The sequence below is a fragment of the Bradyrhizobium sp. Pha-3 genome, from assembly GCF_042258325.1.
Classification (GTDB): domain Bacteria; phylum Pseudomonadota; class Alphaproteobacteria; order Rhizobiales; family Xanthobacteraceae; genus Bradyrhizobium; species Bradyrhizobium elkanii.
On the sequence record NZ_CP170151.1, the window covers coordinates 6,866,898 to 6,879,429 of the forward strand.

14 protein-coding genes are annotated in these 12,532 nt (G+C 64.2%); 4 read left to right on the top strand and 10 right to left on the bottom strand.

Going from position 1 to position 12,532, the window contains the following annotated elements; translation table 11 throughout:
- The 6 genes from glyS to ACE10X_RS32905 all read right to left on the bottom strand — a co-directional run bounded on the left by glyS (position 1) and on the right by ACE10X_RS32905 (position 5,663).
- Positions 1 to 2,097 (bottom strand): glycine--tRNA ligase subunit beta, encoded by a 2,097-nt coding sequence (gene glyS, locus ACE10X_RS32880; protein WP_375763392.1) that lies wholly within the window; start codon positions 2,095 to 2,097, stop codon positions 1 to 3.
- Positions 2,097 to 3,032, bottom strand: coding sequence for a glycine--tRNA ligase subunit alpha (locus ACE10X_RS32885; RefSeq protein WP_038383003.1), 936 nt, complete (start codon positions 3,030 to 3,032; stop codon positions 2,097 to 2,099). The genes glyS and ACE10X_RS32885 overlap by 1 nt, the downstream gene beginning before the upstream one ends.
- Positions 3,033 to 3,149: 117 nt before the next feature.
- On the bottom strand, positions 3,150 to 3,341 hold the full coding sequence (locus tag ACE10X_RS32890) for a hypothetical protein (protein WP_026193154.1): 192 nt from the start codon (positions 3,339 to 3,341) through the stop codon (positions 3,150 to 3,152).
- A gap of 116 nt (positions 3,342 to 3,457) precedes the next feature.
- The gene (locus tag ACE10X_RS32895) at positions 3,458 to 4,369 is read right to left on the bottom strand and encodes a S49 family peptidase (protein WP_038382999.1); all 912 of its coding nucleotides are present in this window, start codon (positions 4,367 to 4,369) and stop codon (positions 3,458 to 3,460) included.
- Between the two features lie 246 nt (positions 4,370 to 4,615).
- Positions 4,616 to 5,473 carry a tRNA1(Val) (adenine(37)-N6)-methyltransferase gene (locus tag ACE10X_RS32900; protein WP_375763393.1) on the bottom strand — a complete coding sequence of 286 codons (858 nt, stop codon included), beginning with the start codon at positions 5,471 to 5,473 and terminating at the stop codon, positions 4,616 to 4,618.
- Positions 5,436 to 5,663, bottom strand: a complete 228-nt coding sequence (locus tag ACE10X_RS32905) for a DUF2007 domain-containing protein (RefSeq protein ID WP_026193157.1) — start codon at positions 5,661 to 5,663, stop codon at positions 5,436 to 5,438. The genes ACE10X_RS32900 and ACE10X_RS32905 overlap by 38 nt, the downstream gene beginning before the upstream one ends.
- A 135-nt stretch (positions 5,664 to 5,798) precedes the next feature.
- Between ACE10X_RS32905 and ACE10X_RS32910 the strand changes: the two genes are divergently transcribed.
- Complete coding sequence (locus ACE10X_RS32910; RefSeq protein ID WP_038383001.1) at positions 5,799 to 6,809, top strand: polyprenyl synthetase family protein; 1,011 nt, start codon at positions 5,799 to 5,801, stop codon at positions 6,807 to 6,809.
- Between the two features lie 177 nt (positions 6,810 to 6,986).
- On the opposite strand, the gene ACE10X_RS32915 is transcribed toward ACE10X_RS32910, so the two are convergent.
- Complete coding sequence (locus ACE10X_RS32915) at positions 6,987 to 7,826, bottom strand: AraC family transcriptional regulator (RefSeq protein ID WP_038382998.1); 840 nt, start codon at positions 7,824 to 7,826, stop codon at positions 6,987 to 6,989.
- Positions 7,827 to 8,064: 238 nt separating this feature from the next.
- On the opposite strand from ACE10X_RS32915, the gene ACE10X_RS32920 reads away from it, so the two are divergent.
- On the top strand, positions 8,065 to 9,306 hold the full coding sequence (locus ACE10X_RS32920; RefSeq protein ID WP_051002824.1) for an ABC transporter substrate-binding protein: 1,242 nt from the start codon (positions 8,065 to 8,067) through the stop codon (positions 9,304 to 9,306).
- Between the two features lie 222 nt (positions 9,307 to 9,528).
- A complete protein-coding gene (locus tag ACE10X_RS32925) occupies positions 9,529 to 10,632 on the top strand; it encodes a mandelate racemase/muconate lactonizing enzyme family protein (RefSeq protein WP_028343703.1) in 1,104 nt (367 codons plus the stop codon).
- Positions 10,633 to 10,819: 187 nt separating this feature from the next.
- Here ACE10X_RS32925 and ACE10X_RS32930 read toward each other — a convergent pair whose 3' ends face one another.
- Positions 10,820 to 11,191, bottom strand: coding sequence for a hypothetical protein (locus tag ACE10X_RS32930; RefSeq protein WP_304557589.1), 372 nt, complete (start codon positions 11,189 to 11,191; stop codon positions 10,820 to 10,822).
- Positions 11,192 to 11,385: 194 nt separating this feature from the next.
- Here ACE10X_RS32930 and ACE10X_RS32935 point away from each other — a divergent pair, with 194 nt between their 5' ends.
- Positions 11,386 to 11,610 carry a hypothetical protein gene (locus ACE10X_RS32935; protein ID WP_038382995.1) on the top strand — a complete coding sequence of 75 codons (225 nt, stop codon included), beginning with the start codon at positions 11,386 to 11,388 and terminating at the stop codon, positions 11,608 to 11,610.
- Between the two features lie 90 nt (positions 11,611 to 11,700).
- Here ACE10X_RS32935 and ACE10X_RS32940 read toward each other — a convergent pair whose 3' ends face one another.
- Both ACE10X_RS32940 and ACE10X_RS32945 read right to left on the bottom strand, forming a co-directional pair.
- Positions 11,701 to 11,838, bottom strand: coding sequence for a hypothetical protein (locus tag ACE10X_RS32940; RefSeq protein WP_375763394.1), 138 nt, complete (start codon positions 11,836 to 11,838; stop codon positions 11,701 to 11,703).
- Between the two features lie 30 nt (positions 11,839 to 11,868).
- Positions 11,869 to 12,303: a cupin domain-containing protein gene (locus ACE10X_RS32945; RefSeq protein WP_021080031.1), complete on the bottom strand. Its 435-nt coding sequence runs from the start codon at positions 12,301 to 12,303 to the stop codon at positions 11,869 to 11,871.
- Positions 12,304 to 12,532: the final 229 nt, after the last annotated feature.

The window sequence follows — 12,532 nt, forward strand, 5'->3', positions numbered from 1 at the left end:
TCAGCCCTCGATCCTGGAGAAATCCGCCACCGCACGCGTCGCGGCGCGGATCTCATTGAGCAGCTTCAGGCGGTTTTCGCGCACCTTCGGATCGTCGTCGTTGACCTTGACCTTGTCGAAGAACGCATCGACCGCCGGGCGGAGCTTGGCCATCGCACTCATCGCACCGGCGAAGTCTTCCTTGGCGACGGCGGCGGAGGCCTCGGCCTTCACCTGATTGATCGCCTTCGCCAACGTCTTCTCCTCGTCGAGCTTGTAGAGCGCAGCGTCAGGCGCGCCGTCGAAGGTCCGCTTGTCCTTCTTCTCCTCGATCGCGAGAATGTTGCTGGCGCGTTTCGTGCCAGCGAGCAGGTTTTTGCCGTCGTCGCTGTCGAGGAATTTGCCGAGCGCCTCGACGCGCCGGACGACGAGCAACAGATCGCCCTGGCCACCAAGCGAGAACACGGCATCGACGAGATCGTGACGTGCGCCCTGATCGCGGAGCTGGACCTTCAGGCGGTCGGCAAGGAAGGCTAGCAGATCGTTCGGCAGCGTTTCGGCATCGGCCTTGAGCGACAATCCGAGCAACGCGGATTTAGCCGTCTTCAGGATCGGCAGGCGCAGCGTATTCTCGACGATCAGCCTGATCGCGCCGAGCGCCGCCCGGCGCAGCGCGAACGGGTCCTTCGAGCCCGTCGGCTTCTCATCGATCGCCCAGAATCCCGCGAGCGTATCCAGCTTGTCCGCCAGCGCCACCGCGACGCTGACCGGATCGGTCGGCACGCGATCGGTCGGCCCCTGCGGTTTCCAGTGCTCCTCGCTGGCGGCCGCGACGAAGGCATCCTCGCCCTGCGCCAGCGCGTAATACTTGCCCATCAGGCCCTGCAGCTCCGGGAATTCGCCGACCACTTCGGTCAGCAAATCCGCCTTCGCGAGGCGTGCCGCGCGCCTGGTCTTCTCGACGTCGGCGCCGACCAGCGGCGCGATCTCGGCGGCGAGCCGCTCGATCCGCTTGATCCGCTCCGCCTGTGTGCCGAGCTTTTCGTGGAACACGATCTGCTCGAACTTCGGCAGCCGGTCCTCGAGCTTGGTCTTCAGATCGGTTTCGTAGAAGAACTTCGCGTCCGACAGTCGCGGACGGATCACGCGCTCATTGCCGGCGACGATGGTCTTGCCCCCGTCGGGCGCCTCGATATTGGCGGTCAGCACGAACTTGTTGGTCAATTTCCCCGTCTTGGGATCCCTGACCACGAAGCACTTCTGGTTGTTGCGGATGGTGGCGCGGATCACCTCGTCGGGGATCGACAGGTATTGCTCCTCGAACGATCCCATCATCACGACCGGCCATTCGACGAGGCCGGAGACCTCGTCGAGCAACACCTGATCCTCGACCAGTTCGAGGCCCTGCGCGAACGCCAATTCCTTGGCGTCCTCGAGGATGATGTCCTTGCGCGCCTGCGGATCGAGGATGACCTTGGCCGCCTTCAGCTTGGCCTCGTAATCCTCGAAGCGGCGCACCGAGATCGGACCCGGCGCCATGAAGCGGTGGCCATAGGTGGTCTGCCCGGCCTCGATGCCGTCGACGGAGAACTTGACGATGTCAGGCTCCTCGGTCTCCAGACCAAAGGTCGCGGTGATGGCGTGCAGCGGGCGCACCCAGGTGAGCGAGCCTGATTTGGCCGAGCGCGCGCCCCAGCGCATCGATTTCGGCCAGGGGAAGGTGCGGATGATCACCGGCAGCATTTCCGCGATCACGTCGATCGCGGCGCGGCCGGGCTTTTCGATCAGCGCGATGTAGAAGTCGCCCTTCTTGTCGTGCTGGATCTTTGCCTCGCTGATCGAGGCGAGGCCCGTGGCCTTCAGAAATCCCTGGATCGCGGGCTCGGGGCCGCCGACGCGCGGGCCGCGGCGCTCATCCTTCAAATCGGGCTGGCGCGCGGGAATGCCGTGCACGGTGAGCGCCAGGCGGCGCGGGGTCGCGAACGCCTTGACGCCCTCATAGACGAGGCCTTCGGCGACCAGCTTGTCGGTCACCATGCGGCGCAGATCGTCCGCCGCCTTGGCCTGCATGCGCGCGGGAATTTCTTCGGAGAACAGTTCGAGGAGAAGATCGGGCATCAGACCGCCCTGCCCGTTTCAGTGTGGATCCATGCCTCGCCGCAGGCCTTCGCCAGGTCGCGCACACGGGCGATGTAGCTCTGCCGCTCCGTCACCGAGATGACGCCGCGGGCGTCGAGCAGGTTGAACACGTGGCTCGCCTTGATGCACTGGTCGTAGGCCGGCAAGGCCATCAGGTGTTCCTTACTGTTGCCCCCTTCGCGCCAGCCGGCAGCGAGATATTTGCGGCAGGCCTCTTCCGCCATCCTGAACTGCTCGAACAGCATCGCGGTGTCGGCAACTTCGAAATTGTGCCGCGAATATTCCTGCTCGGCCTGCAGGAAGACGTCGCCATAGGTCACCTTCTCGGCTCCCTCGCGGCCGTTGAAGTTGAGATCGTAGACGCGGTCGACGCCCTGCACATACATCGCGAGCCGCTCGAGCCCGTAGGTGAGTTCGCCCGCGACCGGCGCGCATTCGACGCCGGCGACCTGCTGGAAGTAGGTGAACTGCGACACCTCCATGCCGTCGCACCAGCATTCCCAGCCGAGACCCCAGGCGCCGAGCGTCGGGCTTTCCCAGTCGTCCTCGACGAAGCGGATGTCATGGACGGCGGCGTCGATGCCGATCGCGGCCAGCGACTTCAGGTACAGTTCCTGAAGGTTCGCCGGCGACGGCTTCATGATCACCTGGAACTGGTAGTAGTGCTGGAGGCGGTTGGGATTTTCGCCGTAGCGGCCGTCCTTGGGTCGCCGCGAGGGCTGCACATAGGCCGCGTTCCAGGGCTTTGGCCCCAGAGCACGCAGCGTGGTCGCGGGATGGAAGGTGCCGGCGCCCATTTCCATGTCGTAGGGCTGCAGGATGACGCAACCCTGCTCGGCCCAGAACCGCTGGAGGGCCAGGATGAAGCCCTGGAACGAACGTTCCGGGCGCATGTGGTCAGGCAGGGCGTCCATCGTTGGAATCGATCTCGCGAGGGGGTGTGAGGCGCGCGGGACCGTATCGGCGGCAGCCAATGGAATCAAGGCGATGCCGGAAATCCGGCACCGCCATTTTGCGGATTTTAGAGCTGGTTAGCCCGGGCGATAGGCCCCGGTCACGGGGTCGCGGCGAAGGGTCTTGATTTCGCCCGCGCGGGTGGCCTCGGCCACGCGGGACAATCGCGCCTCTTCGAGTTCCTGGTTGATCCGGACGGCCGTCTTGTACGCCCAGCGGACCACGGCCAAGCTTCCCAAGACGCCTGCGAATGCAATCAGCGGCGGCATCGGTCGATCCTTGTCGTTCACGTCTGTCAGGCCCCCAATGCCAAGCATTCTCGCGCAAGGCGGCCTGCGCCGCAATCGCGGTTTTGGGACTAAATGGCGCGCTCACATCCCTGTGTTCACAGCCCGAATCTGGCCCAAATCGCACGGGTTTCCAGCGCCGAGATCACCTCGTCCGGCAGCGCGGCCAGCCCATCCAGCGCCGCCAGCGACCCCGCCCCTGGCGCCCGCCGGCCCAGCAGGCCAGACAGCAAGCCGCTGGCCGGCGCAATCACCGGGGTCAGCACCTTGTCGCCATAGCGGGCCCGCAGCGTGGAGCGGATGTCGCCGATGCCATCGGCGAGCCCGAGACCGATCGCGGTATCGCCGGCCCAGTACTCACCGGTGAACAGCACGTCGTCGGCGCCATTGAGCCGGCTGCCGCGGCTCTGCTTGACCAGCGCGATGAAGATCGCATGGATCTCGCGCTGGATCGCCTTCAGCCGGGCGACGTCGTCGGGGTTCTCGGGAAGGAAGGGGTCGAGCATCGCCTTGTGGCTGCCCGCCGTATAGAGCCGGCGCTCGACCCCGATCTTCTTGATCAGCCCCTCCAGGCCAAAGCTGCCGCCGACCACGCCGATCGAGCCGAGGATCGAGGACGGATCGCAATAGATCTCATCACCCGCACAGGCGATCATGTAGCCACCGGAGGCCGCGACGTCCTCGACGAACACCAGCACCGGCAGCTTCTTCTCGGCGGCGAGTTGCCGGATGCGCAAATAGATCTGCCGCGACTGCACCGGCGAGCCGCCCGGCGAATTGATCACCAGCGCCACCGCCTTGGCATTCCGCGTACCAAAGGCGCGCTCCAGCATCTTGGCGACGCCGGAGAGTGTCATGCCGGGCCGCAGCGGCGTCACCGCACCGATCACGCCTGCCAGCCGCACCACCGGCACGACGGCCGCGCCGCGCCTGAAGCGCGCCGGCAACATTGCCTGCACGCGTTCGAGCAGTCCCGAACGTCCAGCGTGATCACTTCTTTGTTCACTCATGCCGTTACCTCGAATTAACCACTTATTATCACGCCACTGTCATTGGAATCCGTGGAACGCGTTTTGCATTTTGTCATTGGGGCTGCAATGCGCGAGCGGGGAGGGACTCATGAAAATCTATCTGCTGATTTTGCTGATCGGTACACTCCTGGCGGCGATCCACTTCACGTCCACGCCGGATCGCCAGTCGGAAACGGCTTCGCAGTGATTTAGTGCCTCTGACGACGTGGGCAGCATGCCTGCCCGCTAGCGCCGCGCCAGCGGCAATTCCTCCTTCCCAGCCAACAACTCCTGCACCCATTTATTGGGCACGCCTGACTCTTCATTGAGCAGCAGTGCGGCATGGAGCCGCGTCGGCGCCCGGCCGCCCTTGGTCGCCCGCACCAGGATTCGGATCGCCGGCGACGTCCTGTCGCCGTGAACCGGCAGGATCTCGACACTGCCAAAGCCGCGGTCCAGCGCGGCCAGCACCTCGGAAATACCGTCGGCCCGCCAGATCAGCGCAAGCTGCCCGTTCGACTTGAGAATCCGCCGCGCCGCGTGAACCCAGCCGGCCAGCGTGGTCGCGGTCGCGACATGGGCGCGCTCGCGTACACCGTCCGGCGAGGCGCGATGCCGCGACGGATCGTTGAACGGCGGGTTCATCAGCACGACGTCAGCGCTATCGGGCCCGAGGCCGGAATCATCGAAGGCCGCGGCGCCGGCTTCGACATCAAGCACAATCACCTCTGCCAGGATCGCGTTGGTGCCGGCGTTATTCCGCGCAAGCTCGGCCAGGGTCGGGTCGATTTCGACCATGACGAGTTCGATCCCCCTCACCCGCCGCGCCACGGCCAGCCCGGCCGCGCCGACGCCGGAGCCGAGATCGACGACGCGGTCGCCTGATCGAGCCGGTGTCGCCGCGGCGAGCAGGATCGCGTCATGGCCGGCGCGGTGGCCGCTGCGGGGTTGCCGCAGGCGCAATTGGCCCCCGAGAAATCCGTCTTCGGTGATCTCGGCCGCCGGAGACTCCTTTTTTGACGCGTTTTCTTCACGCGAACCGGGGTCCACTTCGCTTGAAAACGGTCTAATCATCGGCCCGCAATTCGTGGCCGAGGCCGGCATCGGTCAGCAGCTGGCGGGCCTCGTGGTTGTCGTCCTCATGCACCAGGATTCGCCGCGGCAGCACGCCGAGCGAGCCCTCGATGATGCTCATGTTCTGGTCCAGCACCAGATGATGGATGTTAGCGCTGTCGAGCAGCGCGCCAATGGCGGAGACCAGCACCATGTCATTGGTCCGTACCAATTCCCGCAAAATACGCTCTCCTGTCGCCCCGCCTGTGCGGCACTTGCGCCACATGTCAATAACTTGATGGCCTTGCCGCTGCACCGCGCAGTTTCTATTGTTATAGCTGAGCATAGTGCGTATTCGGCAAAATTGGAGACCAGCGTGGCGGTTATTGTACCCTTCGAAAGCCCGTCCAATGCTTCGATCGACGGGCTGGTGGGACTTGTCGCCGCCGACATGGAGCGCGTCAACGCGACGATCCTTTCGCGGACCGGCTCCGAGGTCACCATGATCCCCGAGGTCGCCAATCACCTGATCTCCTCCGGGGGCAAGCGGTTGCGGCCGATGCTGACGCTGGCGATGGCCCAGCTCGCCGACTATTCCGGCGACGGCCATATCAAGCTCGCCGCCGCGGTCGAGTTCATGCACACCGCGACCCTGCTGCATGACGACGTGGTCGACGAGAGCGAGCTGCGCCGCGGCAAATTGTCCGCGCGGATGCTGTGGGGCAACGAGGCCAGCGTGCTGGTCGGCGACTTCCTGCTCGGCCAGGCGTTCCGGATGATGGTCGAGGTCGGCTCGCTCCGCGCACTCGACATCCTCTCCGCTGCCGCCGCCACCATCGCCGAGGGCGAGGTGATGCAGCTCGCCGCCGCCAAGAACACCGCGACCACCGAGGACGAATATCTCGCCGTGATCCGCGGCAAGACGGCGGAGCTGTTCGCCGCGGCCTGCGAGGTCGGCCCCGTGATCGCCAACCGCCCGAAGGCCGAGCAGACCGCGTGCCGCTCGGTCGGCATGAATCTCGGCATCGCCTTCCAGCTCGTCGACGACGTGCTCGACTATGGCGGCAAATCCGCAAAACTCGGCAAGAATGTCGGCGACGATTTCCGCGAGGGCAAGATCACGCTCCCGGTGGTGCTCGCCTTCCGCCGCGGCAATGACACCGAGCGCAAATTCTGGATCCGGGCGCTGGAGCGCGGCGAGATCGGAGCGGCCGACCTCGACCACGCCATCGGCCTGATGACCAAGCACCGCGCCCTCGAAGACACCATCAGCCGCGCCCAGCACTACGGCGCGATGGCCGTCGACGCGCTGGCGCTGTTCCCGCCCTCACCGATGAAGACGGCGCTGGAAGAGGTCGTCGCATTCTGCCTGGCGCGCTCTCATTGATCTAGGCACTCGCGAGCAACAAGACGGTGTCGTCCCTGCGAAAGCAGGGACCGATACTCCGCGGCCAGAGTTTTAGGCGGGACTCGTCATTCCGGCGTCACGCAAATAACAACCATCGGTGGTTATGGGTCCCTGCTTTCGCAGGGACGACACCAGGTTCTGCTGCACCGGCGCCCGCTACTCCTTCACCGGCACCCAGATCTCCAGCCCGCCATTGCCGGTGCTCGCGTCGAACTTCTCGTCGTAGCGCTCGAAGTTCGGCGCGTCCGCGACCTTCATGCCGGATTGCGGCAGCCAGCGATTCCAGATCGTGTTGACGGTGCGGCGGATGGTCGAGATGTGGTCGGCGTGGGTGAACACGACGTATTTCTGCTCGGGAATGCGGACGCGCGCGAACTCGCGCGGCAGGTCGGAGAAATCGGCGACCTCGACGCCGGCGATGTAATCGAAATTGCCGGCATCGTCGCCGTTGCAGCAGACGCCATAGGCGACGTTACCGACCTGGCGGGGGATGTGCGCGCATTGCTGGTGGAAGCCCTGCCACTGCTTCGGAATGCCGGCATCGCTGCCATTGTCGTGGTTGTAACGCTCGCCGATGCCGGCGACGAGGAACGCCTTTCCGGTGGCAATGCGCGGCGGATCGATGTGGTCGAGAGCTGTCGAGATCATGGTGATCGGCTCCTGGAGATTGAGCTTCGTCAGGCACGTTGTCGCGCGCACCGTCTCGGGCGTGACGGCGAAATGGTCCCGAAACGCGCGGGTGAATGCTTCGTGGGAGCCGTAATCCGCATCCAGCGCGAGGCTGAGAATATCGGGCGCACCGGCCGCGAGTTGGCGCGCGGCTTCGCTGAGGCGGCGCGCCCGCACATAACGCATCACCGAGAACCCGGTCGCTTCCGCGAACGCACGTACCAGATGGAAGCGCGAGACGCCCGCAACGGCGGCAATCTCGTCGAGCGTCAGCGGCGCGCCGAGATGGCTTTCGATGTACCAGAGCGCCTTCTGGGCTGGATTCATGGACGACGGCCTTCCTGTAAAGCTTGGGCATCATGCACGGCTGCCGCGCGCGGCATTTGACAGTCCTTGCTGCCCGGGCGACGAAACCGCGATTCCGCTCCACGGAAATTTACCCGCAAAGCCGTCGCTGGCAACAATGTTGCAATCGTGCATACTCGCGACGCATCGATCCGACGGCTCACCAAGCTGCCCGATAATCAAGACTGCAAGAGCCGCGGCCAGCATGTCAGGGAGGACAATGATGCACCACCAACGCTTGAGCTATGCCAACTGCGTCAAGTCCGCGGCGCTTGCGGGGCTTTTGACGATCGCCTTCGCAAGCGCAGCCAACGCGCAGAAGAAATACGATCCGGGCGCAACCGACACCGAAATCAAGGTCGGCAACATCATGCCCTATTCCGGTCCGGCGTCCGCCTACGCCACGATCGGCAAGACCGAAGCCGCCTATTTCAACAAGCTCAACAGCGAAGGCGGCATCAACGGCCGCAAGGTCAACTTCATCTCCTACGATGACGCCTACTCACCGCCGAAGATGGTCGAGCAGGCCCGCAAGCTGGTCGAGAGCGACGAGGTGCTCCTGATCTTCAATCCGCTGGGCACGCCGGGCAACACCGCGATCCAGAAATACATGAACGCCAAGAAGGTGCCGCAGCTGTTCGTCTCCACCGGCGCGGCCAAGTGGAATGATCCGAAGAACTTCCCGTGGACCATGGGCTGGCAGCCGAGCTACCAGGTCGAAGCGCGCATCTATGCCAAGTACATTTTGCAGAACTATCCGGGCAAGACCATCGGCGTACTCTATCAGAACGACGATTTCGGCAAGGACTATCTGATCGGCCTGCACGACGGGCTCGGCGACCAGGCCAAGAAGCTGATCGTCGTCGAATCCTCCTACGAGACCTCGTCACCGACGGTGGATTCGCAGATCGTGCAGATCAAGGGCGCCAACCCCGACATCTTCGTCAACATTGCAACGCCGAAATTCGCGGCGCAGGCGATCAAGAAAGCCGCCGAGCTCGACTGGCATCCGGTGCAGTTCCTGACCAACGTGTCCGGCTCGATCGGCGGCGTGATGAAGCCGGCCGGCTATGAAGCGAGCCAGGGCGTGCTGTCCACGGCGTATCTCAAGGACCCCAAGGATACCGAGTGGAAGAACGATCCGGCGATGACCGAGTGGCGCGCCTTCATGACCAAGTGGTATCCCGAAGGCGACCTCGACGACGCCGCGACCGTATTCGGCTATGGTGTCGCCAAGGGGCTCGAGCAGGTGTTGCGGCAATGCGGCGACAATCTTACCCGCGAGAATCTGATGAAGCAGGCGGCCAGCCTCAACTTCGAGATCGGCATCTATCTGCCCGGCACCAAGATCAAGACCGGGCCGGACGACTATGCGCCGATCGAGCAGCTGCAGATGATGCGCTTCAAGGGCGAGAGCTGGGAGCGGTTCGGCCCCATCATGAGCGGCGAGAAGAGCAGTTGAGGGCTTTCCTCCACAACTTTGCGGTTCGTGATGCCCGGCCGTGCGCCGGGCATCCACGTCTTCGACATGATTCACGAGCAAGACTTGTCGCAAGCAAGACTCGTTACGAGCAAGATTTGCGATGGCCGGAACCCAGACAGCCGAAGCGACGCCGTTCTTCAGGCTCAAGTGTCCGGCCACCACGAATTCCAGGCACATCCTGCGATCGGAAGGACAACAACAATGAAAATCACCGACGTCCGCGCCCACCATATCCGCATTCCCTATGACGCCGGGCCCGCGAGCTTCCGCCAGGGAGCTTCCGCGATCTCGGCGCTCGACATGGTGCTGGTCGAGGTTTCGACCGATGCCGGCCTCACCGGCTGGGGCGATGCGTTCGCCTATGTCTGCCCGAAGACGAGCTGCACGGCGGTGGCCGAGATGATCGCGCCGCAGGCGCGCGGCCTCGAGGTGCCCGACGCCGCCAGCATCCCCGCCGCGATGGAGCAGATCCAGCGCAACCTGCATCTGTTCGGCCGCTACGGCATCACGATGTTTGCGATCTCGGCGCTCGACATCGCGCTATGGGATCTCGCCGGCAAGGTGAAGGGCGTGCCGCTGCATCAACTGATCGGCGGCGCGAAGCGCAGCACGATCCCGGCCTATGCGAGCCTGATGCGGATTGGCAATCCGGCGCATATCGCCGCCGAGTGCAAGAAGGCGATCAAGCTGGGCTATTCCGCGATCAAGCTGCACGAGACCACCGTGCCCGCGGTGGCCGCCGCGCGCGAGGCGATCGGCCCCGGCGTGCCGCTGATGGTCGACATGAACTGCCCGCTGGACGGACCCGCGGCGATCCAGTTCGCGCGCGACTGCAAGCAGGCCGCGCCGCTGTTCCTGGAGGAGCCGGTCTGGCCGCCGGAGGATTTTGCGACGCTCGCCGAGGTGCGCAGAGAAGGCCGGCTCGATATCGCGGCCGGCGAGAACGCCTGCACCGTGCATCAATTCCGCCAGATGATGACCGCGGGCGCGGTCAGTCACGCGCAGCCCTCCGTGATCAAGGTCGGCGGCATCACCGAATTCCTCAGGGTGGCCGTCCTCGCCGACGAGTTCGGCGTCCAGGTGATTCCGCACTCGCCCTATTTCGGGCCGGGCTTCCTCGCCACGCTGCATCTGATGGCGATCCGCGACGCAGGGCTGATCGAGGTGTTCTTCATGAAGCGTCCCGCCTGCCTGTGGGGCGACCGCATCGACGTCGACGCCAACGGCCATGTCGCCGTGCCGCAGGGCCCCGGACTCGGTTACGAGCCGGATCGCGACGTGATGGAGAAGTATCGGGTGGCATGAGTCGAGCGCTGCGAGCCACGACAATGGTGCGCCCCCTGTCCCGCTTGCGGGGGAGGGCTGGGTGAGGGTATCACCGCAAGCGATATCCTTCGTGTGGAGAAAGCCCCCACCCGTATCGCATCTGACGATGCGATACGGCCTCCCCCGCAAGCGGGGGAGGCGAAGACAATTCGCGGATCGACCTTTGCTACTTCGTCCCGTCCTTCGCGGCGGGCGCGGCATCCTTCGCCGGCGGCGCGTCGGCCTTCTTCTTCGGATCCTCGGTGAGCTTGACCTGCGCGGCCTGCAGATCGGTGACGAGCTTCTGCAAGCTCGCGACCGAACTCTGCAAGCTCACGATCTGCCGGTTGGCGGCATCGAGCTTTTGCTGATGATCCGACGTGAGCTTGTTGATCGTCTTCTGCAGGAAATCGACATTGCTCTGCAGACAGCTGGTGCGCCGCTCCATGGTTTTCTCGACGGTGCAGATCTCGATGCCGGGAACGTCCTGCGCATGCGCGGTTGCGGCGACGCCGAGTGCGAGCGGCGCCAGCAGGGCGAGAACAAAACGAGCGGTCATCGGCGTCTCCAGGCAAATGCGTCATTCACAGTTTTGTGCTCGCGACGCTGAAAGCGAGGCAGACATACCACACTGAAACCGCATTCAAGCGGTGTGCTTCACCCATTACGGGACTACTCGTGGGGACGGGGGCCTTCGGAACTTGTTTGGTTCGATCCCTTTTGGCTCGACCTTGGGCAGTGGAGACAGATCGCATGGCAACGCGCGAAAAACGGATGGCGCAATTCGACGGCAATGGCGAACCTGCGCCGGAACAGCGCGTGGAAGTGCTTTGTGAGGATCATAGCGGAACGTATCAGCTGCCGTTCGCCTGCCGCTTCGTCAACGGCCAGTGGCGCAATGACACGACCGGCGGCGCGCTGGAAGCCAACGTCATCGCCTGGCGGATGCCCCGCGAGAAGCAGGCGGGCATCGCCTGAGGCCGGCATCGGCGCGCGCTGTTTCAAAACGCGACGCGCGCGCACCGTGTCTTAAGATTTGGAACGCGGGTGGAACGAACCGCGTCCGAATCACTGATCGAGCGGCGTACCGCGTTGTTCACGGCTAGATGTGGTCATCAGCCCGAGGCTGCGCACCACATACAGAAGCATGACGATCGGCCGCAGCCAGCGGCCGATAACAAAGGTTAACTCCTCCGCAGACGACATTGCGATCCCTCCTCTCTGTACCCCTGGCGATCATTTCCACGGCGTGATCGGCGGCACCGTTTCGGTCGCCGGCGGCACGTCCACGGTCTTGAAATCGGCGGGGCTGACGATTTCGAGGTATTCCATGTCCTTCGAGTAATCGAACAGGTAGTGGGTGATGCCGGGACGCTGATGGATGACGTCGCCGGCCTCGACCAGCGTCTCCTTGTCCTCGTACATGAAGCGCGCCCAGCCCTTGGTCATGATGACGATCTGAAAATCGCACAGATGCTTGTGCCAGCCGGTGCCCTGCTCCGGCGGCATGTCGGGATTGGCCTTGACCAGGTGGCAGATCACCTGCCCGCCGGTGGCATCGGCGATGCCGAGATCGCGATACAGGAAGAAGTCGCGCAGACCTCCGCCCTTGAACTCGGTGTCACCGGGTTTGACGTGGGAAAATTTGCTGACGACGGCGTGCTGGTTCATTTCAAGCCTCCACGGTTCTCGTGTTCGCGAGATCGCGGCGCGGCTCAGCGTCCAAATTTTCGGCAGCGTCGCATCGTCGCGGTCACAGCTCGGTCATTGCCATGCGAAATCCTTGCCAGCCGGGTTGGGCTGCGGCGAACCGTCTCGCCATGCGCTGGTATCGCCGCGGAAGCATTTGGAGCGAGGCGCGAATTTGCGCTTCGACGGCTGTCGTGCACACCTGTCGCGT

Coding starts and splice junctions, on each gene's coding strand:
- glyS (WP_375763392.1), bottom strand. CDS start 2,097: ATGCCCGATCTTCTCCTCGAACTGTTCTCCGAAGAAATTCCCGCGCGC.
- ACE10X_RS32885 (WP_038383003.1), bottom strand. CDS start 3,032: ATGGACGCCCTGCCTGACCACATGCGCCCGGAACGTTCGTTCCAGGGC.
- ACE10X_RS32890 (WP_026193154.1), bottom strand. CDS start 3,341: ATGCCGCCGCTGATTGCATTCGCAGGCGTCTTGGGAAGCTTGGCCGTG.
- ACE10X_RS32895 (WP_038382999.1), bottom strand. CDS start 4,369: ATGAGTGAACAAAGAAGTGATCACGCTGGACGTTCGGGACTGCTCGAA.
- ACE10X_RS32900 (WP_375763393.1), bottom strand. CDS start 5,473: ATGCCGGCCTCGGCCACGAATTGCGGGCCGATGATTAGACCGTTTTCA.
- ACE10X_RS32915 (WP_038382998.1), bottom strand. CDS start 7,826: ATGAATCCAGCCCAGAAGGCGCTCTGGTACATCGAAAGCCATCTCGGC.
- ACE10X_RS32920 (WP_051002824.1), top strand. CDS start 8,065: ATGATGCACCACCAACGCTTGAGCTATGCCAACTGCGTCAAGTCCGCG.
- ACE10X_RS32925 (WP_028343703.1), top strand. CDS start 9,529: ATGAAAATCACCGACGTCCGCGCCCACCATATCCGCATTCCCTATGAC.
- ACE10X_RS32930 (WP_304557589.1), bottom strand. CDS start 11,191: ATGACCGCTCGTTTTGTTCTCGCCCTGCTGGCGCCGCTCGCACTCGGC.
- ACE10X_RS32935 (WP_038382995.1), top strand. CDS start 11,386: ATGGCAACGCGCGAAAAACGGATGGCGCAATTCGACGGCAATGGCGAA.
- ACE10X_RS32940 (WP_375763394.1), bottom strand. CDS start 11,838: ATGTCGTCTGCGGAGGAGTTAACCTTTGTTATCGGCCGCTGGCTGCGG.
- ACE10X_RS32945 (WP_021080031.1), bottom strand. CDS start 12,303: ATGAACCAGCACGCCGTCGTCAGCAAATTTTCCCACGTCAAACCCGGT.